This is a genomic window from Lacinutrix gracilariae (genome assembly GCF_042684485.1).
Lineage (GTDB): Bacteria > Bacteroidota > Bacteroidia > Flavobacteriales > Flavobacteriaceae > Oceanihabitans > Oceanihabitans gracilariae.
Genome location: NZ_JBHULM010000001.1, coordinates 279288 through 300168, shown reverse-complemented (window position 1 = coordinate 300168; position 20881 = coordinate 279288). Strand labels below are relative to the sequence as shown.

The window sequence follows — 20881 nt, the reverse complement described above, 5'->3', positions numbered from 1 at the left end:
TGAACATATCTATTATTTGATCTAATACGCATTAAAATTTTGTAATATTGAGTATGAATTCCATTTTAAACAAGCATAGAAACACTAGAAAACTAACTCGTTTAGTAGAGAACAGAACGACATATAATGCAGATTATGCCGAACTTAATATATTTGAAACTCATGCAGTTGCAGAAAAAATATCCTTAACTTTTAGCTTTCCTATTATAGCAAGTATGCTAACCGGAAAGAAAATTATGCATCTTGAAGGCTTTGAATCTTTTGATTTTTTTCCTGGAGAATCTGTAGTCATGCCAACCAATAAGGAAATGGTTATTGATTTTCCTGTGGCAACAAAAGAAAACCCTACACAATGTTTAGCCTTAGGAATAGATACTTCTAAAATTAATGAGGTAGTTGAAAAATTTAACCAGCAAGTAGCCATTGAAAACGAAAACAATAAATGGAGTTTAAACGAAACGAGTTCGCATTTAATAAACAATGCCGATGTTAATCATTTAATTGAAAGATTAACCTACACCTTTACTAATAACAACAAATCTAAAGACGTATTATTAGATTTAATGATACAAGAATTAATAGTTAGGTTACTACAAACAAAAGCAAAATCATTAATAATAAACGATCCGCTTCAAATTTTTAACGATACTAGAATAGGCACTGTTATAAAGTATATAAAGGACAATTTAACCAATAAAGATATTACTGTAGATTTGTTAGCTGAGAAAGCACACATGAGTACTTCTCATTTTCATAAGCAGTTTAAAAACACCTTAGGCATCTCTCCTATTGATTATATTAATTCTGAAAAGATAAAGTTTTCTAAAAAACTTATTAAAGAATCTAAAGACTTTAGAATGTCTGAAATTGCCTTTAAGTCTGGTTTTAATAATACCAGTTACTTTAATAGACAATTTAAAAAGATGGAATTAATGACACCACAACAATTTAAGATGTCTATTAATAAGGCTTAATTTTTTTCCATTCGTTTAAAGTATAACTTCGCCTCTTTCACCACTCTTGGCGCTAAAATTAATGTTGCTGTCATAGTAGGAATTGCCATAAGCGCAAACACAGCATCAATTAAGTTAATCATTAAAGCCAAAGAGGTTGTTGCTCCCAGAATAATACTCAAGATATAGAAGTAGTTATAGTAATGTTTGTTTTTTGCTCCTATTAAAAACGACAAACATTTTCCGCCATAATAGGCATAAGAAAACAACGAAGACACACTAAAAACTACAATACAAATTAGCAATAAATACCTACCATAAAGTGGCATTGCATTACCAAAAGCATTTGCTGTAAGGCTAACACCATTAGCTTCTGTAGTTTGCCATACTCCTGTTACTAAAATAGCCAAAGCAGTAAGTGTACAAACCACTAAGGTATCTATTGCAGGACCTAACATAGCCACTAGACCTTCACGAATAGGCTCATTGGTTTTTGCTGCTCCGTGTGCTAAAGGAGCTGTACCAATTCCTGCTTCATTAGAAAATGCACCACGACGAACACCTAAAATTATTAATCCGCCTAAAAGACCTCCTAAAAAAGCATCGCCTTTATAATTTTGTGCTGCAAAAGCATCTGTAAAAATAAGTTTCAAGTAACTTGGAACCACTTCTGCATTAGCAAATAATATAATAAGAATAAGTACAAAATAAAGCAATACCATACTTGGTACAAGTTTAGATGCTACTTTGCTTATTCGGTTTAATCCTCCTAAAATAACTACCGAAGTTATAGTTACCAAAACAAGACCTATAATTAGGTTAGAGGTGAAATCTACAGCTACACCATTGGGTTTTAAAACAATATCATTAATGGCTTGTGTTAACTGGTTTACGTTAAAAACAGGTAATGCACCAATTAAACCACAGAAACTAAAAAACACTGCTAAAGGCTTCCATTTTTTACCCAAACCTTGGGTTATAAAATACATTGGTCCTCCTTGCGTGTTCCCTTCACTATCCTCACCTCTGTACATAATAGCCAAACTAGAAGTAAAGAATTTTGTTGCCATACCTATAACAGCACTAATCCACATCCAGAAAACAGCTCCTGGACCACCTACAGAAATAGCTACAGCAACTCCTGCTATATTCCCCATTCCTATAGTAGAAGACAATGCTGTTGTAAGCGCTTGAAAATGCGAAATCTCTCCTTTATCCTCAGGATTATCATATTTACCACGAAGTACTTGAATAGCATGTACCAAATAACGAAAGGGTAAAAATCGAGACAAAAACAGAAGATATAAACCACCTCCTATTAATAAAATTAATAATGGAAGACCCCAAACAAAGGAGGCAAAATCTGCTACAAATTTATTCATGAGAAAATAAAGAATTACCTACGAATTAAAACACTAAATATATTACTTTAGCTTTAGTTACTTTATAATTTTCAAAGATACTTAATATTGACCAACCCAAACTCTTCAACCACAAACAGAATATATTTTCTTGATGCAGTACGTGCTTTTGCTATATTAATGATGCTTCAAGGGCATTTTATAGATACACTTTTAAACCCTATATACAAAGACACTAACAACCTAATTTATAACATATGGCATTATTTTAGAGGTATTACTGCTCCTATATTTTTCACCATTTCTGGGTTGGTATTTATGTACCTACTTTTAAAAGCAAAATCAAAAGGCACAGACAATGTAAGAATTAAAAAAGGTGTAGAACGTGGTTTAATGCTTATTGGCATTGGCTATATTTTACGAATACCTTTTTTAGATTGGCTTTATGGTAACTTTAATAGTTATTTTTTAATAATAGATGTATTACAATGTATAGGATTATCTTTACTAATACTTATAACCTTGTACTTATTATTTTTAAAAAACACTCGAATTTTATCTTTCGTATTATTGAGTATTGGCTGTTTTTCTTTTTTGTACAATCCTGCTTATAAAGATGCCTCTTTTAACTTTTTACCGCTATTTTTAGCCAATTATTTTACAAAAGCTAATGGTTCTGTTTTTACTATTTTACCATGGTTTGGTTATGTATCTTATGGAGCTTTTTTAGCTATTATATTTTATAAATATTTGCACAAAAAATATTTTAAACCAATAATAATTAGCTTGTTTTTAGCTATTGGTATTTTTTTAATGGAGTACTCTTCTTGGGCATTAATGCAACTCTACCACTTAACAGAGATACAAATCTTTAAAGATTCTGCGTATTTTAATTATCTGTTTACGCGTTTAGGCAATGTATTGGTGGTATTTAGTTTATTTTATAGTTTAGAAAACTACTTAAAACAAGCCATAATCACTAAAATAGGAGAAAGAACACTCTCTATTTACTTTATTCACTTTGTTATTATCTTTGGAAGCTTTATTGGTATTGGCTTAAAAAACTTTTATTACCACAGTTTAACACCAACACAAGCCATTATTGGTGCGCTTGTATTTATAGTTGTAGTTTGCCTTATTTCATTTCACTATGTAAAAACCAATGCTTTTGTTTATAGACAAATACGTAAGCTTTATTTTAAGCTAAAAGGTTAGTATACATAGAATACAATTAGCAAAATCCTAATTTTAGTAAAAAGGAAGAGGTATGTTTCCTCCTTTTTTGAAGAAATTATAACAACAAAGACATGGTTATATTACATAAATAAAACAAATAAAAAAGCCAGTAATAATTACTGGCTTTTTTTATTTGATTGAAACTATCTTATTGTTTTAAATAGGCTAAAACATTTTTTTCTATACGCTCTTGAATATTAGAAACATCTGCCTTTACAAATTTTTCTCCCATAATTTTTTCATAGAGTTCTATATATCTTTCTGAAACTGTTTCAATGTAAGCATCACTCATTTCTGGAACGGTTTGTCCTTCTAGACCTTGAAAATTATTTTCAATTAACCATTGGCGCACAAACTCTTTAGAAAGTTGTTTTTGTGCTTCGCCATTATCTTGACGTTCTTGATAGCCATCTGCATAAAAGTAACGTGAAGAGTCTGGTGTATGTATTTCATCTATTAAAACAATTTTACCATCTTTAGTTTTACCAAATTCATATTTGGTATCTACTAAAATTAAACCACGAGAAGCAGCTATTTCTGTTCCTCTTTGAAATAGTTTTCTAGTATAATCTTCTAAAACAACATAATCTTCTTCGCTAACAATACCGCGTTTTAAAATGTCTTCACGTGAAATATCTTCATCATGATCTCCCATTTCTGCTTTTGTTGCAGGTGTAATAATTGGTTCTGGAAACTTATCGTTTTCTTTTAAACCTTCTGGCATTGCCACACCACAAAGCATACGTTTTCCGGCTTTATATTCTCTTGCAGCATGACCTGACATATAACCACGTATTACCATTTCTACTTTAAATGGATCGCATAAATGACCAACTGCTACATTAGGATCTGGTGTTGCTGTTAACCAATTTGGCACTAAATCTTCAGTAGCTTTCATCATACTTGTTGCTATTTGGTTAAGTATTTGCCCTTTGTAAGGAATTCCTTTTGGCATTACCACATCAAAAGCAGACAGTCTATCTGTTGCAATCATTACCAATTCTTGGTCGTTAATATTATAAACAGCTCTTACTTTACCCTTGTATAAGCTTTTTTGATTAGGGAAATTAAAGTTGGTATCTGTAATTGTGTTGTTCATTATTTTTTGGTTTGTTTGAAATGCCTAAACAAGTTAAGCATGACATATAACTATTAGTTGTGTTTTTTTTATATTATGTATTCTGCATTATATTACAGAATGACAAAATTAACTTTTTAGTTTGAATTTCTAGCCCTGATTGCAGCGGCATCCTTTTTTTATTTTTCTAAAAAAAGATATAGCGGAAAGCAGGTTCCTAGCTACTAAAAAAATTAAGCTTCTATATTTTCAATTTTTCGGTATGCGGCAATTACTTTCTTTACTAGTTTATGACGAATAACGTCTTTATCATCTAGATAAACCATGCCAATACCATCAACATCTTTAAGTACCAATAAGGCTTCTTTAAGTCCTGAAACCGTACGTCTTGGCAAATCTATTTGACCAGGATCACCTGTTAATAAAAATTTTGCATTTTTACCCATTCTGGTTAAAAACATTTTCATTTGCGCGTGCGTGGTATTTTGGCCTTCGTCTAAAATCACAAAAGCGTTATCTAGAGTACGTCCACGCATAAACGCTAAAGGTGCAATTTGTATGGTTCCGTTTTCTATGTATTGGGCAAGTTTTTCTGGTGCAATCATATCGCGTAATGCATCATAAAGTGGTTGCATGTACGGATCTAATTTTTCTTTTAAATCTCCAGGAAGGAAACCTAGATTTTCACCAGCTTCTACAGCAGGACGTGTTAAAATAATACGTTTTACCTCTTTATTTTTTAGTGCTTGTACAGCTAAAGCAACACCTGTATATGTTTTTCCGGTTCCTGCAGGACCAATGGCAAAAACCATATCATTTTTACGCACTAGCTCTACTAGTTTTCTTTGGTTAGGCGTTTGTGCTTTTACAAGCTTACCATTTACACCATGCACTATTACTTGTCCGCTTTCTTTACTGGTATCATAATCCTCCTTACTTTGGCTAGTTAAAATACGTTCAATCACGTTTTCGTCTAACTTGTTATATTTACCAAAATGCTCCATTAGCATGTAGAGCCTTTTGTCAAATTCTTCTAACAAATCTTCGTCTCCATAGGCTTTAATTTTATTGCCTCTAGCGACAATTTTAAGTTTAGGAAAATACTTTTTTAGGAGTTCTATGTTTCGGTTCTGTGCTCCAAAAAATTCTTTTGGAGTTATTTCTTCAAGTTCAAGTATTAATTCATTCAAAAGCGCATCGATTTAATTATAGTAATCTGTTCAATTTTATTAGATTTGTTTTCCAATTAGAAAGCTAAACAAACTTAATCAATTTTAAGGTGTTTTGTGTTAAAAAAATATCAACAATAATTCATGGCAATAATAACTTTAACAACTGACTTTGGAGAGAAAGATCACTTTGCTGGCGCGATAAAAGGAGCTATTTACAGTGAAATTCCGGATGTTAAAATTGTTGATATCTCACATTCTGTGTCGCCATTTAGTATACCTGAAGCAGCGTATATTATTCAAAATGCATATAGTAGTTTTCCTAAAGGGAGTATTCATTTAATTGGTGTAGATGCCGAAATAAATCCAGAAAACAAACATATTGCTGTAAAGTTAGATGGCCATTATTTTATTTGTGCTAATAATGGAATAATGAGTATGATTTGTGCCGAAATTGCTCCCGAAAAAATTGTAGAAATTAATATACATGATAAAATAGTTACTAGTTTTCCTGTGTTAGATGTGTTTGTAAAAGTTGCTTCGCATATGGCACGTGGTGGTACACTTGAAGTTATTGGTAAGCCAATAACTGAAATTAAACCTATTACCAACATGCATCCTTTTGTTAATGAAGAGAAAACACAAATTATAGGAAGCATTATTTATATTGATAATTACGGAAATGTAGTTACCAATATTAAAAAATCTTTTTTTGAAGAAATACAAAAAGGTCGTGCTTTTGAAATTTTTGCAAGAAACTATAAGTTTAAAACCATTAGCAAAAAATATAGCGATATTGTAAACTTTGATATTCCGGAAGAAAAAAGACACGATATAGGTCAAGAAGTGGTTGTTTTTAACTCTTCTAACTATTTAGAAATTGCATTATATAAAAGCAATACAGAAACTGTTGGTAGCGCATCTACTTTAATGGGCTTAAAACTTAGAGACACTGTAACTATTAATATTAATAAAGTTTAATTTGTTTTCGCTTTTGCGAAAAAAAACAAAATACATTTATGTTTGTACGTATTGTAAAAATGAGTTTTGAACCTTCAAAAATTGAAGTGTTTTTAGAAAACTTTAATGAAAAGAAAGAAAATATACGAAACTTTAAAGGTTGTCGTTTTTTAGAATTATATAGAGATAAACAGCAAGACAATATCTTTTTTACTTACAGTTATTGGGAAACCGAAGCCGATTTAGAAAACTACAGACACTCTACCTTATTTAAAGACGTTTGGTCTAAAACAAAACCTTTGTTTAATGCAAAACCTGAAGCTTGGAGTGTAGATAAAATAACCTCACTTGAGTAAACCCTATTTAGTAAATAAAAATAAAATAGTAGTACCAAACCCAACAACATAAAACGAATACACAAAGCATGTTTGCAATCTTAAAAAAAGAAATAAACTCCTTCTTCGCTTCACCAATTGGTTATTTGGTAATTGCCATTTTTCTGTTATTAAACGGATTATTCCTTTGGTTATTTAAAGGAGAATTCAATATTTTAGATAATGGATTTGCAGATTTATCATCGTTCTTTTTACTTGCACCTTGGATTCTTATTTTTCTTATTCCTGCTGTTACTATGCGTAGTTTTAGCGATGAGAAAAAACAAGGTACACTAGAACTTTTACTCACCAAACCTATTAGTAATATAAACATAGTACTTGGTAAATACTTTGGTGCTTTTGTTTTAATTTTAATTGCTCTTTTACCAACACTGCTTTATGTATACACTGTTTACCTACTAGGTAATCCGTTAGGTAATTTAGATGTTGGTAGCACCTTAGGTTCTTATTTTGGCTTACTTTTTTTAGTAGCTGCCTATACTGCTATTGGTATATTTACATCAAGCATAACAGACAACCAGATTGTAGCTTTTATATCTTCGGTTTTTTTGTGTTTTGTTTTTTATATAGGCTTTCAAGGTTTAGCAGACTTTATGTCTAGTAATTTTGTAGAACAATTAGGTATGAGCACACACTACAAAAGTATGAGTCGTGGTGTTTTAGATACGCGAGATATTATATACTTTTTAAGCGTTACTGCTCTTTTTATTTTCTTTACTGTTAGAAAAATTCAAACAAAATCTTTCATTAAAAAAAATTATGTACTCTTTTTACTTTTCCCTTTAGGTCTTTTTATTTTTAATGCTCTTACTGCTAAAAGTGGTTTATACCAACGTCTAGATTTAACACAAGATAAACGCTATACTATTAGTGACGCAGCTATACAAATTATAGACAAAGTTGCATCTCCTATTTTAATAGATGTATTTTTAGAAGGCGAAGATTTTCCTACGGAATTTAGACGACTACAGTCTGAAACCAAACAATTACTAGAGGAGTTTGAAGCTAAAAACAAAAACATAAAATTTAATTTTATAAATCCTATTGAAGACGAAACTACTCGTGATCGTAACATGCAACAGTTAAGCGATAGAGGTTTAACACCAATGCAATTAACGGTTCAAGAAAGTGGTAAATCTAGCCAAGCAGTAATTTTTCCTTGGGCTTTGGCAAGTCATGATGGTGTAACGGTTAAAATACCATTGGTAAAAAATAAAATTGGAGCTACGCAACAAGAACTTGTAACCAACTCTGTACAACACTTAGAGTATGCTTTTGCAGATGGTTTTAGCAAATTAATAAATCCTAAAAAAAGAAAAGTAGCCATACTTAGAGGTAACAATCAGTTAGAAGATAAGTATATTTTTGATTTTGTAAAAACTATAGGTGATTACTACTTTATAGCACCTTTTACATTAGATAGCGTAGCTAACAATGCTCAAAAAACATTAAAGGCTTTAAACGAATTTGATTTACTTATTTCTGCAAAACCAACAGAAGCCTTTTCTGAAAAAGAAAAATTAGTATTAGATCAATTTACCATGAAAGGCGGAAAAAGCCTTTGGTTGGTTGATGCTGTAGCTGCAGAAAAAGACAGTTTATACAATCCTACAGGAAAAAGCATTACTATACCTAGAGATTTGAATCTTACCGATTTATTTTTTAAATATGGTGTACGTATCAATCCGTATTTAGTTAACGACCTCTACTCTGCTCCTATCACCTTAGCAATTGGCGAAGGTAGCCAGTCTCAATTTCAGCAATTGCCTTGGTACTATTCGCCATTAGTAAATGCAGAAAGTAAACATGCCATTACTAATAATTTAAATTTAGTAAAGTTTGATTTTGCCAACCAAATAGATACTTTAAAAAACAAGGTTTCTAAAACCATACTTTTAAAAAGTTCTGTGCTTACCAAATTAGATGGTACACCACGTGAGGTTAGCTTAGAAATGACACAAAAAGAACCAAACCCACAGGAATACAATAAAGGCCAACAAAACCTTGCTGTGCTTCTAGAAGGTCAATTTACATCTGCTTACCATAACAGAATTAAGCCATTTGCTTTAGAAAACGAACTAAATAGCAGTGTACCAACTAAAATGATTGTTATTGCAGATGGTGATGTTATTAAAAATGATATTACTAGAAACGGACCACAAGAACTTGGTTTTGATAAATGGTCTGGACAAACCTATGGAAACAAAGAATTTCTTTTAAATGCTGTAAATTACTTATTAGACGATGATGGACTTATAAACATTCGTACTAAGGAAATTGCTGTAGCATTTTTAGACCCTAAAAAAGTAGCCGCAAATAAAACCATGTGGCAATTAACAAACATTCTCTTACCCTTAGTTTTATTAGGTGTTTTCGGGTTTGTATTTAATTTTTTAAGAAGAAAAAAATATGCCAAATAACAATCTATTACTGCTTTAAATTTCTTGTTTACCAAGAAAAAGTTGTTAATAAGTTTGTTTCCTTTTTCTCTAGGTTTAAGATATATTTGTATCTATTCAATATTGAATCGAATTAACGTATTATATATGAAATTTATAGTATCAAGTACCTATTTACTTAAACAACTACAAGTTCTTGGAGGTGTAATAAACAGCTCTAATACTTTACCTATTTTAGATAATTTTTTATTCGAATTACAGCAAAACCAACTTATAGTTTCTGCAAGTGATTTAGAAACTACTATGTCTTCTAAATTAGATGTAGAAAGTGATAACGAAGGAAGTGTTGCTGTACCTGCACGTTTACTTTTAGATACTTTAAAAACTTTTCCAGAACAACCTTTAACTTTTGTTGTAGAAGAAAATAACACCATAGAAATTAGCTCTAACCATGGTAAGTATGCCTTAGCATATGCAGATGGCGCAGAATTTCCTAAAGCTGTAGCTCTAGAAAACCCTAGTGCAACAACTATTTCTGGTGATATTTTAGCTACTGCAGTAAGCAAAACTATTTTTGCTGCTGGTAATGATGATTTACGCCCTGTAATGAGTGGTGTATTTTTTCAATTCTCTACAGAAGGCTTAACCTTTGTTGCAACAGATGCACACAAACTAGTTAAGTACACTCGTGAAGACATAAAAGCGAGTCAGGTAGCAGAGTTTATTATGCCTAAAAAACCTTTAAATCTTTTAAAAGGAATTTTAGCCTCTAGTGAAGACGATGTAACTATTGAATATAATGATGCTAATGCAAAGTTTACTTTTGAAAACACAGAGTTAGTATGTAGATTAATTGATGGTAAATATCCTAATTACGAAGCTGTAATACCTAAAGAAAACCCTAATAAATTAAGTATAGACAGAACACAATTTTTAAATTCTGTTCGTCGTGTTAGTATTTTCTCTAACAAAACTACACATCAAATACGTTTAAAGATTGCTGGAGCAGAACTTAATATTTCTGCAGAAGATATTGATTACTCTAACAAAGCAGAAGAGCGTTTAACTTGTGATTACCAAGGAGATGATATGCAAATTGGTTTTAACTCTCGTTTTTTAACCGAAATGTTAAACAACCTTACAAGTGATGAAGTACAATTAGAAATGAGTTTACCAAATAGAGCTGGAATTTTAACTCCTGTAGATGGATTAGACGAAGGAGAACAAGTTACTATGCTTGTTATGCCTGTGATGTTAAATAGCTAGTAAATTCCTGCGAAGGAAGCAATCTATTTACAGAGAACACAAAATATATTATTAAACGAAAGCGCATTCTAAGGGTGCGCTTTTTTTTTGCTTGTAGAACGGATTAATTAAACCTAATAATAGAGATTCCTGCTTTCGCAGGAATTAGGAGTTTACCAAATAGAGCTGGAATTTTAACTCCTGTAGATGGATTAGACGAAGGAGAACAAGTTACTATGCTTGTTATGCCTGTGATGTTAAATAGCTAGTAAATTCCTACGAAGGAAGCAATCTATTTACAGAGAACACAAAATATATTATTAAACGAAAGCGCATTCTAAGGATGCGCTTTTTTTATGCACTATATTTATTATTGCAATTCTACTTTAATTGTAAAATTATCTTATTACTTTTACAAGAAACAATAGCCTATAGATTCCCTTAAATCTGGCAATTACGTTTTAAACTATTAATTAATCTTAAAAAATGAAAAGTAAAATTAAGCTAATCTTACTAGTTATACTTTGTGCTACACAATTTTCTTGTAAAAATGATGATGACAATTCTAGTGTAAATAATGACTTAATTGGTGAATGGCTACGTAGCGATTTTACAACTAATTTTGAATACAAATTATCCTTTAATACAGACAACACAGGATCTATAATCAACCAAGTAACCACCCAAGATGGTATCATTTCTAATATAACCACAATAGATTGGTCTATTACAAATGACTTATTAACTATAACACAAAACGAAATAGAAACATTTACCACATATACATTTACACCTAATGGTAATTTAGTTTTAGCTAATTTTTCAGATTTTGAATTTATAAAACAATAAACTTATTATTAAAAACAAAAAAAGCGCTTATAACATTGTATAAGCGCTTTTATATTTGGGGCACACTTATTTAATTGACATCATCATTTATATAAATAAAACCACCTTCATAAGTTCCTGTAATTTCAGTACCATCATTTCTTGTAAAACTAAGAGCTAAGCTTATAAAATCTACTGTATAATCTATAACAGTAATACTGCCAGAAGTAACTTCTAAATCAGCATTACTTCCACTCTTATAAAATTGACTAAAACCGTTTTCAAATTCAGAATTAATGATATCTCCATTAACAATAAATTCTATATTTGAAATATCATCTAAATCATAGGTTCCTCCAGGTAAAAGATCTGAATGATTAATTCTTGCAGTAAAAAAATCGACATTATTAAGTGTTGTTCCTGAAAAAGAAGCATTAATTTCTGCTTCCGTTTTATTGGTTAAACTTAAAAAAACCGAATTAAATGATGGCTCTACTACTGCTGCTTTCATCTCAAAAGAAGATTCTCCAACTTTAATAAAATTACTTTCTGAAGTATTAGAATCATCATCAGATGAACAAGAAGTTAATAAAATAGTAATCAGTACAAATGTGATTGTTTTTAAATATTTCATAGTTTTTGTTTTGAATAGTTTGTTAAAAAAGCGCCCACAAGAGTGAGCGCTAAATCAAGTTGAAATCGCATCAACTTAGCCCTTAATGAACTTCTGATTAATAGTATTGTTAGACGTTGTTATTTGAATCATGTATAATCCTGAAGGTAATACAGATACATCAATACCGTTTGTTGCTTCAATGGTTTGCTTTATAAGCTGACCATTAATGTTGTAAATAGATATGTTTTCAACTTGCTCTGTAGACTTAATAAATAATCTATCACTTACAGGATTAGGATATAATTTTACTGAATTTGTATTTAAAGAAATATCATCAATTCCTAATGTAGAATTGTACTCGTAAGCTCCTAAATCTATCGTAGTATTAAAAACCCTATCATTACCTGATAAATCTAAATCGCCAAATAAAGCTTCATCGTAGTAAGCGTTATCTCCTTGATCAACAATATAATTTGAAGCTGATGTTGGTTTGTATTCTGCGTCTAAATTTAAATTATCTGTTGCTGGATCTAAAGTGGTTAGGTTAGTCGTTGAAAACGTTCCATAAGTTCCAGCGTTTGAAGGTACTGATGCAATAGTATTTTTAATAAACACATCGTAATGCTCGTCTAATCCATTAGAAATATCTCTAGTTGCTGCTGTACCATTAACAGTATTCTGCCAAAAAATAGTATTATTAATATTAAGGTTTACACTTCCATTACCTGATGCCGTAATAGAATTACCATAAGTACCGTTATAATCATTATTAACAAACGTACTATTATTAATTACAACATCTAAAGTGCTTCCGTTATTCCAATCTTCTCTAAAAATATATAATGCTGAAAGATTAATATCGTTATCTGCCACTAAAACGTTTGCCCAACGTGTAAAAATATAGCCGTTTGTACTATCAGATTGCACATAAACCAATCCCATATTAACAATGGTGTTATTTATAAACTTGGTGTTTTCAATTAGTAATCCTAGATTAAACTTTCTAATTTTAAGTAAATACCCATTAGAATAATTACTTCTGAATACCGAATTTTTAATTTTTAAGTTATTAGCATTTAAATTATTTGGTATAAAAATCACACCGTTTTCTTCTACGCCTCCAGATTGTGAAGTATCGTAAATGTTTTCAAAAATAATACCATCAAAAGTGACGTTGCTTGTTCTTAATTCAAATAATCGTTCTGCATTATCTGTTTTGTTCGATGAGAAATCTCCATCAATATCATCACCATTAATATCACCCGTAAAAATGGTAGCATTTGTAGTATGAATAGCTGTTAAATCTCTATCGGCTAGAGTCGTTTCGGTTCCTGAAAAACCTCCAATAATATCCACTTCATCTGTATTAACAGCTATTGGTGTGTTTTTATCTGCTAATGTATACGTGCCTTTTGCTACCCAAACAGCATCATTTAAATTGGTAAGTGCTAAAGCGTCTGTTACGTTTGTAAAAGCATCTGTCCATGAGCTACCATCGTTGGCACCTGTTGCATTGGCATCTACATAATACACTGAAGGAATACAATTTTCACTATAACTTGTTTGATTATCTTTAGTCCAACCTACAACATACTGACCACTATTTGCTGGTGGCGAAAAGCCTGCATCAACTTGAATACAAGTTAAACTTGGATTACCATAAGCTTTCATCCAGTTTATATTGCTGTTATTACCATTAGCTATATTTAATTGGTATAAAACACCGTTATTATGACATTGTATGTCTGTAATTAGCGTATTGGCACTAATATCTAAAGTTTCAATTTGATTATCAGCACAATGTAAACGTGTTAATGATAAGTTATTACTAACATCTATAGTCGTTAAATTATTTGTGTAACAATCTAAACGTGTTAAATTGGTAAAGGCTTCAATACCTGTTAAATCTGAAATTGACAAACCATTGATAAGAAGCTCTGTTGTAGCTTGTGCTTCAGCCACTGTAATTTCAGTATCATTGTTTAAATTGATACTATTATTGTTTACTAAATAACTTTTAAAGTTAGCATCAGGAATGTTTACAATTTGGTTTAATGCAGCACAGTCTTCACTATAAAATGCTGAGTTACCTTTGGTCCAACCTTGGCTGTATATTCCGGCATCTGCTGGTGGTGTAAAACCAGCATCTATTTGAATGCATGATAAACTATTTCCATAGGCTTTCATATAACTAAAGTTGCTGTTATTACCATTAGCTATATTTAATTCATATAAAACACCATTGTTATGGCATTGAATATCTGTAATTGATGTATTTGCACTAATATCTAGAGTTTCAATTTGATTATCAGCACAGTGTAAACGCGTTAATGCCAAATTATTGCTTACATCTAAAGACGTTAAGTTATTGCTATAACAATCTAATCGTGTAATATTTATAAAAGCTTCAATACCTGTTAAGTCTGTAATTGATAGTCCATTTACCAATAATTCACCCGTAAAAGCTTGCGCTTCGGCAACTGAAATTTCTGAATCATTATTGGTGTTAATAGCTGGATCTGCTAATAAATAGTTTTTAAAATTTGCGTCAGGAATGTTTACGTTTTGGGCAAGAGCCGAAAACATACCTAAACTTAAGCAGGTTGTAAATAAGAGTAGTGTTTTTTTCATTGTTATTAAGATTTAATGATTAATCAACAACAAAAAAACAATGCTTAGAACATATTATAAGTGGGATTTTTCTGAATAGGTTTAATTTCTTTCTGAATGATAGCTTTTTAGCTTAAAAGATAACACTGAAAACACAATCACATAAACGTTTCCTTGATGACTTCTAAAAATTGATCGCGTTTAGATTTGGAAATAGGAATACGTTTCTTGTTTGCCATTAATAAATAATCACCATCGTCTTTTACCAATTCGTCCACATATTTTAGATTGATTAAATACGATCGATGACATTTAAAAAACATGGCATTACGTTCTAGTTGTTCTACAAAATGCTTTAACGGCTTGCAAATGGTTTTTTGTTTACCATCAATAAGTAGCACGTTGGTGTACATACCATCGGCTTCAAAATACACAATGTCATTATGTGATGCAAACATGATCCCTTTAGGGATTTCTAAAGCAATTTTATCTATAGACAGTTGCTTTAACGAATCGCGTAACTTATTTAATTGGTCGTTTAAATTGTTAGCTTTTATCGCTTCTTCGGCTTTTGCTACTGCTTCTTTTAACTCGTTGGTATCTACCGGTTTTAACAGATAATCTACAGCAGATAATTTGAAAGCTTCTATAGCAAATTGATTGTAAGCAGTTACAAAAATGATTTTAAAATCAATTTTACCAGGAAAGTATTCTAAAATATCTAATCCAGATTGGTTTGGCATTTCAATATCTAAAAATACCACATCTGGTTTTGATGCTTTAATTAATTCTACTCCTGAGGCTAAATCTTGTGCTTCTTTAATACTAGTAATACTTGCACAATGCGCTGTTATGAGGTTAGATAATAAATTTCTTGCTCGTTTTTCGTCGTCTATTATAATGGCTTTCATAATCTTATGGTATAGGCATTGTTATAACCACTTTGGTTCCTGAAGGAGTTTGATTTGCATCATATAAATCTTCAATAGCTATGGTTATATCTCGTTTTAATTTATTTTTATAAAGGTGAACGCGTTCTTCATTAGCTTTAGTTGCAAAGGGTTTATGCTGTAAATTAGCACGCTTTATTTTTTCAGATTGTACACGACCAATACCATTATCTTCAATCGTTATTTGTAATTTATTTTGCTCAATTATCTTGGCCTCAACTAGTAGTTTTCTATCGTTTGGCTTGTGTAATAAACCGTGTTTTAAAGCATTTTCTACATAAGGTTGTATAAATAATGAAGGGACTTTTATTTGATTTGTTTTTAAACGTTCATCTATTTTAACGCAGTAATCTAGTTCTTCTTCAAAACGCACCTTTTCTAATTCTAAATACAGTTTTAAAGCATTTAATTCTTGCTGTAGCGTTATTTCGTTTTGCTGACTGTAATCTAAGTAGATTCTTATTAAACGACTAAATTTAACTAAATAAGAACTTGCTAATTCTTTTTCATTAGAAATAATATAATCTTGAATGGAGTTTAAGGCATTAAATATAAAATGCGGATTCATTTGCGAACGTAAATTTTCTAACCGTAAATTGGTTATTTTTTTATCCATTAAAATCTTATCTATTTCTATAATACGTTGGTTTTCTTTTTGTTTTAAACGCCATCTAAAATACAACCAAATCATTGTAATTACAGCCAATAAAATCATGGTGTAAAACCAATAGGTTTGCCAAAAAGGCTTAGTTATAACAAAGGTTATTGGTGTTGCAAAAACAGCATTTGTAGCGCTTACATTTTTAGCCTTAAGTTCAAAAGTATACTTACCATTTGGTAAACTATTAAACTGAACCGATTGTGTATTAGCAGGAATAGATTGCCAACTACTATCTATCTGTTGTACTCGATATTTATAAATTACATTTTGATTGGATTGAAATCCGTTAGAATTAAATCTTAATCCAATTTTATTAAGATGATAAGGTAATTTATAATTGGGTTGCACAATGGTATCTTTATCATTAATACGTACTGCTTCTACCCTAACTTTAGAGGTATTAAATTCTTTAAATAAAACATTGGTTTTTGGTAGTATATAAAACCATTTAGGTAAAGTAACAATGATGTAATCTTGAAGAATTATAAAATTGTTTACTACAGCATTTAAACCATCTTGAGCATTTAACGCTTTTAAATTATTGGTTTTAGTATTATACCTATAAAGTCCTTTTTCTGTAGAGATCCATAAGAAAATACCATCTGATTTTAAGTTACTAATTTCTATTTGTTTTGTAAACTGAAAAGGTGCTTGAAATATTTTTTTGTCTTTATAATATAGTAAGCCATTGTGTTGTGTTGCTAACCATACTGTATTTTCGGTTTTAGCAATAGAGTTTACCAATAGTTTTTTATTGTTAAACTGTATTTCTTTAGAAGAAAAGTTGTTTAAATTATAAGTAAACAACCCGTCAATATAGGCAACAAAAAGCATCTTGTTAGTTACTACAGAAGCTTTTACACGACTAGAACGTATTACTTTTTTTTGAGTTTGAGAAAACGGTTTGTTGTAAATAATACCTTCCTTATAATTTCCGTAAAACAAGGTATTATCATCTATTTTAGAAAATGCTTTTGCTACAGAAAATTTATTAACCGTATCTTTTATTTCATCCTTTGTTAAATCAATTACAAAAGATTCTGAAGCATTAATACTTACTATTAATTGTTGCTTTTTTGCATCATAAAATAAATTTCCTATAATTTTTTTTCCTGGTAGTTGTAGCGTTTTATAAAGTGTAGATGTATTATAAAACAATAATTTACCATTATTAGTTCCTAGTACAAATTGATTATTTGGCAATGTACAAGAGGCTGTTATTTTTGAAGACAAAGTATTTAGTTCTACGCTTCTAATGTTTAAATTTGGAGATACAAACACGCCATTATCTAATGTTGTAAACCAATAATTATTATTAAAATCTCTTATAACATCTGTAATAGATTCCGTTTTAAAAAGCTGCTCTTTAAATAGCAATTTTTCATTAGCATATTGGTAAACAAACACTCCTGAAGTAGTTAAAAACCAATAGTTATTTTCAAACTTTAAAAGATTATAAATAGTTTCGTCTTTTAAATAATCTGGTGTTTTAATTTTTTTTGTGGTATTGCTATCTTTATTAATAAGATAAACAATATTGCCTTGCTGACTTTTATACGTAAAAAAAACATCTTTTTTAAAAGCAAATAATTTAGGAGACTGTATCGTTTGTAGACCTTCTATTTCTAATATTTTCGTTTTTTTTGTACTGTCTAATTTATAAATACAATGTTTTTCTAATGCACCTTCTAAAGTAATAGCAAATACGTAACTAGTCTTGTTATAGCTAGAAGCACTAAGACATATACCTTCAAATGGTTTCGTAATATTTTTACTTATTTTATCAATATCATAAACACCTGTTATAGTAAATAACCGAATGCTATTATTAAAAAACATATACGTTGCTAGTTGTCCTTTCACCAAGTTACTAGCATCATAAAACAGTTTTAATGAATTGTTTTCTACATAAAAAATTTGTCCGTAAATATTATTACACCACAAAACACCATTGCTGTCTAATTTTAATTGAAATAAGGAGTTTGCTTTTTGGTCTGGATGGCTAAAACGTTGGTAAGATTGTCCGTTATAGCGATATAAACCTTTATCTGCTGCTAACCATATGTAGTTTTCTTCATCTTCAAGTACATCATAAAACTCAACATCAGGAAGCTCTGAAACATTTGCCATATGCTCAAAAACAGGGTTTTGTGCTTGTAAAGCAAATGAAAACATTATGGCGAATATGTAGTAAAAATAACGAAACATAACTATCAATTAACAAACTTAATATTAAATCACGAAACCTTATTTATTTTTTTCTGTAAGCAAGTTATTTTCTTCTAAAACAAAAAACGCAACCTTTTCAGGTTGCGTTTTTCTTTATCTAAGTAATTAACTAACTAATAAAATTAAAAGATAAAGGATATGTTGGTGTTTCGCCATTGCTTGCTTTTATAGCATTTACAATAGGAAAAACAATAGCTATAATTCCTAATACAATAAAGCCTAAAATGCCTAAGCCAAATAATAAAATTAATGGCACACAAATAATGCAGTATACAATTAAGCTTAACTGAAAATTAATAATATTTTTACCATGTGCATCCATTTCTTGCACTTTTTCTTTTTGGGTAGCCCAAAGAATAAGTGGTACTATTAAACTACCAAAACCAGTAACTAAAGTAATTAGTTGGCTTAAGTGCGTAATAACTAAAAGTTGTTTGTCTTGTCTCATGATGATTGAATTATTGATTGATATTTATAAGACGCACAAGACAAAAAATTGTTACATAAAACAAGAAAATTATTAATGTGGTAGCTTATCTTTTAATAAACCATATAAAAAAGTACCGAGTATTGCTGAGAGTAAAACAATAATAATTGGTAAATATCCTGCACCTACAAGTACAAATATTGGTCCAGGACAAGCGCCTGCTAGAGCCCAACCTAATCCAAAAAGAATTCCACCAACAATATATCTAGAAAATGATTTTTCTTTAGGAAGAATTACAATTGGCTTACCATCAAAAGACTTGATATTATATCTTTTTATTATTTGTACAAATAAAACACCAAATGCTAAAGCGGTTCCTATTATTCCATACATGTGAAAAGATTCAAAACGAAACATTTCATAAATACGAAACCAAGAAGCAGCTTCTGATTTGTACATAATTACACCAAAGAAAAAACCAATAAGAATATAAACTAAATGCTTCATAACAATACTAAAAGATTAAAGGGAATAATACGTGTATCATAATTAATCCTCCAATAAAGAAGCCAATTACAGCAATTAAAGAAGGCAACTGTAAATTACTTAAGCCAGAAATAGCGTGACCAGAAGTACAACCTCCAGCATAACGAGCTCCAAAACCAATAAGTATACCTCCTACCACTAATATTAAAATAGTTTTAATATCGCTTAACGCGGAAATAGAAAATAACTCTTTAGGTAAATATTCATTATCAGACGAGATATGTAATGAAGCTAATGAATCCTTTGTAGCTTCACTAATAGCTGGAATATCGCCATTAGACAAAAAATTAGCAGCTACAAAACCACCAAGCATTGCTCCTACTACTACAAGTAAATTCCATCGATCTGCTTTCCAATCAAACTGAAAAAAAGAACTCACTTTACCAGCTCCACACACCGAACAAAAAGTCTTTAAGTTTGAAGACATTCCAAATTTTTTCCCCATTAACAAGAGAACAAGCATGGTACATGCTATTAAAAAACCGGATAAATACCAAGGCCAAGGTTGCATTAAAAATTCCATAAACTAATTTTTAATGCAAAAATACATGCTACAAACTAATTTACAGAAATTTTATCCTATTAAATAAATAGGATATACCACAAGCCTTCTTTGCTTATTATTTTATACTACAACCTGAAGCTTCTTTTTTTACACCTAATTTCACCAAAATAGTTTCTAATAAACACCATTTGGTAAAGGCAGACTGAATTAGGTTAACACCAATAAATACAGTAAACCACATCCAATTAGGGTTTACATAAACCGTAAGTACCACACTTAGTAATACCATTGTACCAACGATAACTCGAAAATATGTATTTAACATTTTATTATTTTTTAAGTTTATATAAATTTTTCAATAGGAACCACAACCGCTTTTAAAGGATTATTGGTTTCTAATTTTGCGTTAAATTCTTGTATTAAACCGAATAACGTATCAATATTTTCGGCTTCGGCAAACGAGAAAAACAAACGCGATTCATTACCAAAAGCATCACCAGGAAACCAACTAGAAGCCATGGCTATTGATGGACCATTTTTAAAACCATCAATATCAGAACTACTAAAATTTTGAATATTGGCTTTTTTAAAAAGATTTAAAACCTCTTTTTGAAATGCTTCAACTGCTGTAACTATGACTAATTTCATATTTCTACTTTTTGTTTCCCACAGATTTAACAAAGGCAAGCAGAAAATAAACCTGCTATTAGCTT

At 30.4% G+C, this 20881-nt stretch carries 19 protein-coding genes; 7 read left to right on the top strand and 12 right to left on the bottom strand.

Features of this window, described 5'->3' with window-relative positions; all coding sequences use genetic code 11:
* Positions 1 to 53 precede the first annotated feature (53 nt).
* Positions 54 to 974 carry an AraC family transcriptional regulator gene (locus ACFSSB_RS01275; protein WP_379900115.1) on the top strand — a complete coding sequence of 307 codons (921 nt, stop codon included), beginning with the start codon at positions 54 to 56 and terminating at the stop codon, positions 972 to 974.
* On the opposite strand, the gene ACFSSB_RS01270 is transcribed toward ACFSSB_RS01275, so the two are convergent.
* Entirely contained in the window at positions 971 to 2335 is a 1365-nt protein-coding gene (locus ACFSSB_RS01270; protein WP_379900113.1) for an alanine/glycine:cation symporter family protein, read from the bottom strand. The two genes, ACFSSB_RS01275 and ACFSSB_RS01270, sit on opposite strands and share 4 nt — an antisense overlap.
* 87 nt (positions 2336 to 2422) lie before the next feature.
* On the opposite strand from ACFSSB_RS01270, the gene ACFSSB_RS01265 reads away from it, so the two are divergent.
* Positions 2423 to 3529: a heparan-alpha-glucosaminide N-acetyltransferase domain-containing protein gene (locus tag ACFSSB_RS01265; protein ID WP_379900111.1), complete on the top strand. Its 1107-nt coding sequence runs from the start codon at positions 2423 to 2425 to the stop codon at positions 3527 to 3529.
* 169 nt (positions 3530 to 3698) lie between these two features.
* On the opposite strand, the gene ACFSSB_RS01260 is transcribed toward ACFSSB_RS01265, so the two are convergent.
* Both ACFSSB_RS01260 and ACFSSB_RS01255 read right to left on the bottom strand, forming a co-directional pair.
* On the bottom strand, positions 3699 to 4649 hold the full coding sequence (locus tag ACFSSB_RS01260; protein ID WP_379900109.1) for a phosphoribosylaminoimidazolesuccinocarboxamide synthase: 951 nt from the start codon (positions 4647 to 4649) through the stop codon (positions 3699 to 3701).
* A gap of 212 nt (positions 4650 to 4861) precedes the next feature.
* Entirely contained in the window at positions 4862 to 5818 is a 957-nt protein-coding gene (locus ACFSSB_RS01255) for a PhoH family protein (RefSeq protein WP_379900108.1), read from the bottom strand.
* Positions 5819 to 5941: 123 nt separating this feature from the next.
* On the opposite strand from ACFSSB_RS01255, the gene ACFSSB_RS01250 reads away from it, so the two are divergent.
* The 5 genes from ACFSSB_RS01250 (at position 5942) to ACFSSB_RS01230 (ending at position 11645) form a co-directional block, all read left to right on the top strand.
* Positions 5942 to 6778 carry an SAM hydrolase/SAM-dependent halogenase family protein gene (locus ACFSSB_RS01250; RefSeq protein ID WP_379900106.1) on the top strand — a complete coding sequence of 279 codons (837 nt, stop codon included), beginning with the start codon at positions 5942 to 5944 and terminating at the stop codon, positions 6776 to 6778.
* 38 nt (positions 6779 to 6816) lie between these two features.
* The gene (locus tag ACFSSB_RS01245) at positions 6817 to 7113 is read left to right on the top strand and encodes a putative quinol monooxygenase (RefSeq protein ID WP_379900103.1); all 297 of its coding nucleotides are present in this window, start codon (positions 6817 to 6819) and stop codon (positions 7111 to 7113) included.
* A 68-nt stretch (positions 7114 to 7181) separates the two neighbouring features.
* On the top strand, positions 7182 to 9572 hold the full coding sequence (gldG, locus tag ACFSSB_RS01240) for a gliding motility-associated ABC transporter substrate-binding protein GldG (RefSeq protein WP_379900101.1): 2391 nt from the start codon (positions 7182 to 7184) through the stop codon (positions 9570 to 9572).
* Positions 9573 to 9698: 126 nt separating this feature from the next.
* Positions 9699 to 10817, top strand: coding sequence for a DNA polymerase III subunit beta (gene dnaN, locus ACFSSB_RS01235; RefSeq protein ID WP_379900099.1), 1119 nt, complete (start codon positions 9699 to 9701; stop codon positions 10815 to 10817).
* Positions 10818 to 11282: 465 nt separating this feature from the next.
* Positions 11283 to 11645 carry a hypothetical protein gene (locus ACFSSB_RS01230; RefSeq protein WP_379900097.1) on the top strand — a complete coding sequence of 121 codons (363 nt, stop codon included), beginning with the start codon at positions 11283 to 11285 and terminating at the stop codon, positions 11643 to 11645.
* 70 nt (positions 11646 to 11715) lie between these two features.
* Here ACFSSB_RS01230 and ACFSSB_RS01225 read toward each other — a convergent pair whose 3' ends face one another.
* The 9 genes from ACFSSB_RS01225 to ACFSSB_RS01185 all read right to left on the bottom strand — a co-directional run bounded on the left by ACFSSB_RS01225 (position 11716) and on the right by ACFSSB_RS01185 (position 20816).
* Positions 11716 to 12258: a hypothetical protein gene (locus ACFSSB_RS01225; protein ID WP_379900095.1), complete on the bottom strand. Its 543-nt coding sequence runs from the start codon at positions 12256 to 12258 to the stop codon at positions 11716 to 11718.
* Positions 12259 to 12333: 75 nt separating this feature from the next.
* Complete coding sequence (locus tag ACFSSB_RS01220; RefSeq protein ID WP_379900093.1) at positions 12334 to 14871, bottom strand: T9SS type A sorting domain-containing protein; 2538 nt, start codon at positions 14869 to 14871, stop codon at positions 12334 to 12336.
* A gap of 137 nt (positions 14872 to 15008) precedes the next feature.
* Positions 15009 to 15761 (bottom strand): LytR/AlgR family response regulator transcription factor, encoded by a 753-nt coding sequence (locus tag ACFSSB_RS01215; protein WP_379900091.1) that lies wholly within the window; start codon positions 15759 to 15761, stop codon positions 15009 to 15011.
* 4 nt (positions 15762 to 15765) lie between these two features.
* Positions 15766 to 18636 carry a sensor histidine kinase gene (locus ACFSSB_RS01210; RefSeq protein ID WP_379900089.1) on the bottom strand — a complete coding sequence of 957 codons (2871 nt, stop codon included), beginning with the start codon at positions 18634 to 18636 and terminating at the stop codon, positions 15766 to 15768.
* 163 nt (positions 18637 to 18799) lie between these two features.
* Positions 18800 to 19138 carry a DUF4870 domain-containing protein gene (locus ACFSSB_RS01205; RefSeq protein ID WP_379900087.1) on the bottom strand — a complete coding sequence of 113 codons (339 nt, stop codon included), beginning with the start codon at positions 19136 to 19138 and terminating at the stop codon, positions 18800 to 18802.
* A 72-nt stretch (positions 19139 to 19210) separates the two neighbouring features.
* Complete coding sequence (locus ACFSSB_RS01200) at positions 19211 to 19624, bottom strand: YeeE/YedE family protein (RefSeq protein ID WP_379900085.1); 414 nt, start codon at positions 19622 to 19624, stop codon at positions 19211 to 19213.
* Positions 19625 to 19631: 7 nt separating this feature from the next.
* Positions 19632 to 20186 carry a YeeE/YedE family protein gene (locus ACFSSB_RS01195; protein ID WP_379900083.1) on the bottom strand — a complete coding sequence of 185 codons (555 nt, stop codon included), beginning with the start codon at positions 20184 to 20186 and terminating at the stop codon, positions 19632 to 19634.
* Between the two features lie 97 nt (positions 20187 to 20283).
* Positions 20284 to 20493 carry a YgaP family membrane protein gene (locus tag ACFSSB_RS01190; RefSeq protein ID WP_379900081.1) on the bottom strand — a complete coding sequence of 70 codons (210 nt, stop codon included), beginning with the start codon at positions 20491 to 20493 and terminating at the stop codon, positions 20284 to 20286.
* A gap of 17 nt (positions 20494 to 20510) precedes the next feature.
* Positions 20511 to 20816: a hypothetical protein gene (locus tag ACFSSB_RS01185; protein ID WP_379900079.1), complete on the bottom strand. Its 306-nt coding sequence runs from the start codon at positions 20814 to 20816 to the stop codon at positions 20511 to 20513.
* Between the last annotated feature and the right edge of the window lie 65 nt (positions 20817 to 20881).

What these genes read in the sequence shown, in the direction of transcription:
- ACFSSB_RS01275 (WP_379900115.1), top strand. Translation starts at nt 54, where the DNA reads ATGAATTCCATTTTAAACAAGCATAGAAACACTAGAAAACTAACTCGT.
- ACFSSB_RS01270 (WP_379900113.1), bottom strand. Translation starts at nt 2,335, where the DNA reads ATGAATAAATTTGTAGCAGATTTTGCCTCCTTTGTTTGGGGTCTTCCA.
- ACFSSB_RS01260 (WP_379900109.1), bottom strand. Translation starts at nt 4,649, where the DNA reads ATGAACAACACAATTACAGATACCAACTTTAATTTCCCTAATCAAAAA.
- ACFSSB_RS01250 (WP_379900106.1), top strand. Translation starts at nt 5,942, where the DNA reads ATGGCAATAATAACTTTAACAACTGACTTTGGAGAGAAAGATCACTTT.
- ACFSSB_RS01245 (WP_379900103.1), top strand. Translation starts at nt 6,817, where the DNA reads ATGTTTGTACGTATTGTAAAAATGAGTTTTGAACCTTCAAAAATTGAA.
- gldG (WP_379900101.1), top strand. Translation starts at nt 7,182, where the DNA reads ATGTTTGCAATCTTAAAAAAAGAAATAAACTCCTTCTTCGCTTCACCA.
- dnaN (WP_379900099.1), top strand. Translation starts at nt 9,699, where the DNA reads ATGAAATTTATAGTATCAAGTACCTATTTACTTAAACAACTACAAGTT.
- ACFSSB_RS01230 (WP_379900097.1), top strand. Translation starts at nt 11,283, where the DNA reads ATGAAAAGTAAAATTAAGCTAATCTTACTAGTTATACTTTGTGCTACA.
- ACFSSB_RS01225 (WP_379900095.1), bottom strand. Translation starts at nt 12,258, where the DNA reads ATGAAATATTTAAAAACAATCACATTTGTACTGATTACTATTTTATTA.
- ACFSSB_RS01220 (WP_379900093.1), bottom strand. Translation starts at nt 14,871, where the DNA reads ATGAAAAAAACACTACTCTTATTTACAACCTGCTTAAGTTTAGGTATG.
- ACFSSB_RS01215 (WP_379900091.1), bottom strand. Translation starts at nt 15,761, where the DNA reads ATGAAAGCCATTATAATAGACGACGAAAAACGAGCAAGAAATTTATTA.
- ACFSSB_RS01210 (WP_379900089.1), bottom strand. Translation starts at nt 18,636, where the DNA reads ATGTTTTCATTTGCTTTACAAGCACAAAACCCTGTTTTTGAGCATATG.
- ACFSSB_RS01205 (WP_379900087.1), bottom strand. Translation starts at nt 19,138, where the DNA reads ATGAGACAAGACAAACAACTTTTAGTTATTACGCACTTAAGCCAACTA.
- ACFSSB_RS01200 (WP_379900085.1), bottom strand. Translation starts at nt 19,624, where the DNA reads ATGAAGCATTTAGTTTATATTCTTATTGGTTTTTTCTTTGGTGTAATT.
- ACFSSB_RS01195 (WP_379900083.1), bottom strand. Translation starts at nt 20,186, where the DNA reads ATGGAATTTTTAATGCAACCTTGGCCTTGGTATTTATCCGGTTTTTTA.
- ACFSSB_RS01190 (WP_379900081.1), bottom strand. Translation starts at nt 20,493, where the DNA reads ATGTTAAATACATATTTTCGAGTTATCGTTGGTACAATGGTATTACTA.
- ACFSSB_RS01185 (WP_379900079.1), bottom strand. Translation starts at nt 20,816, where the DNA reads ATGAAATTAGTCATAGTTACAGCAGTTGAAGCATTTCAAAAAGAGGTT.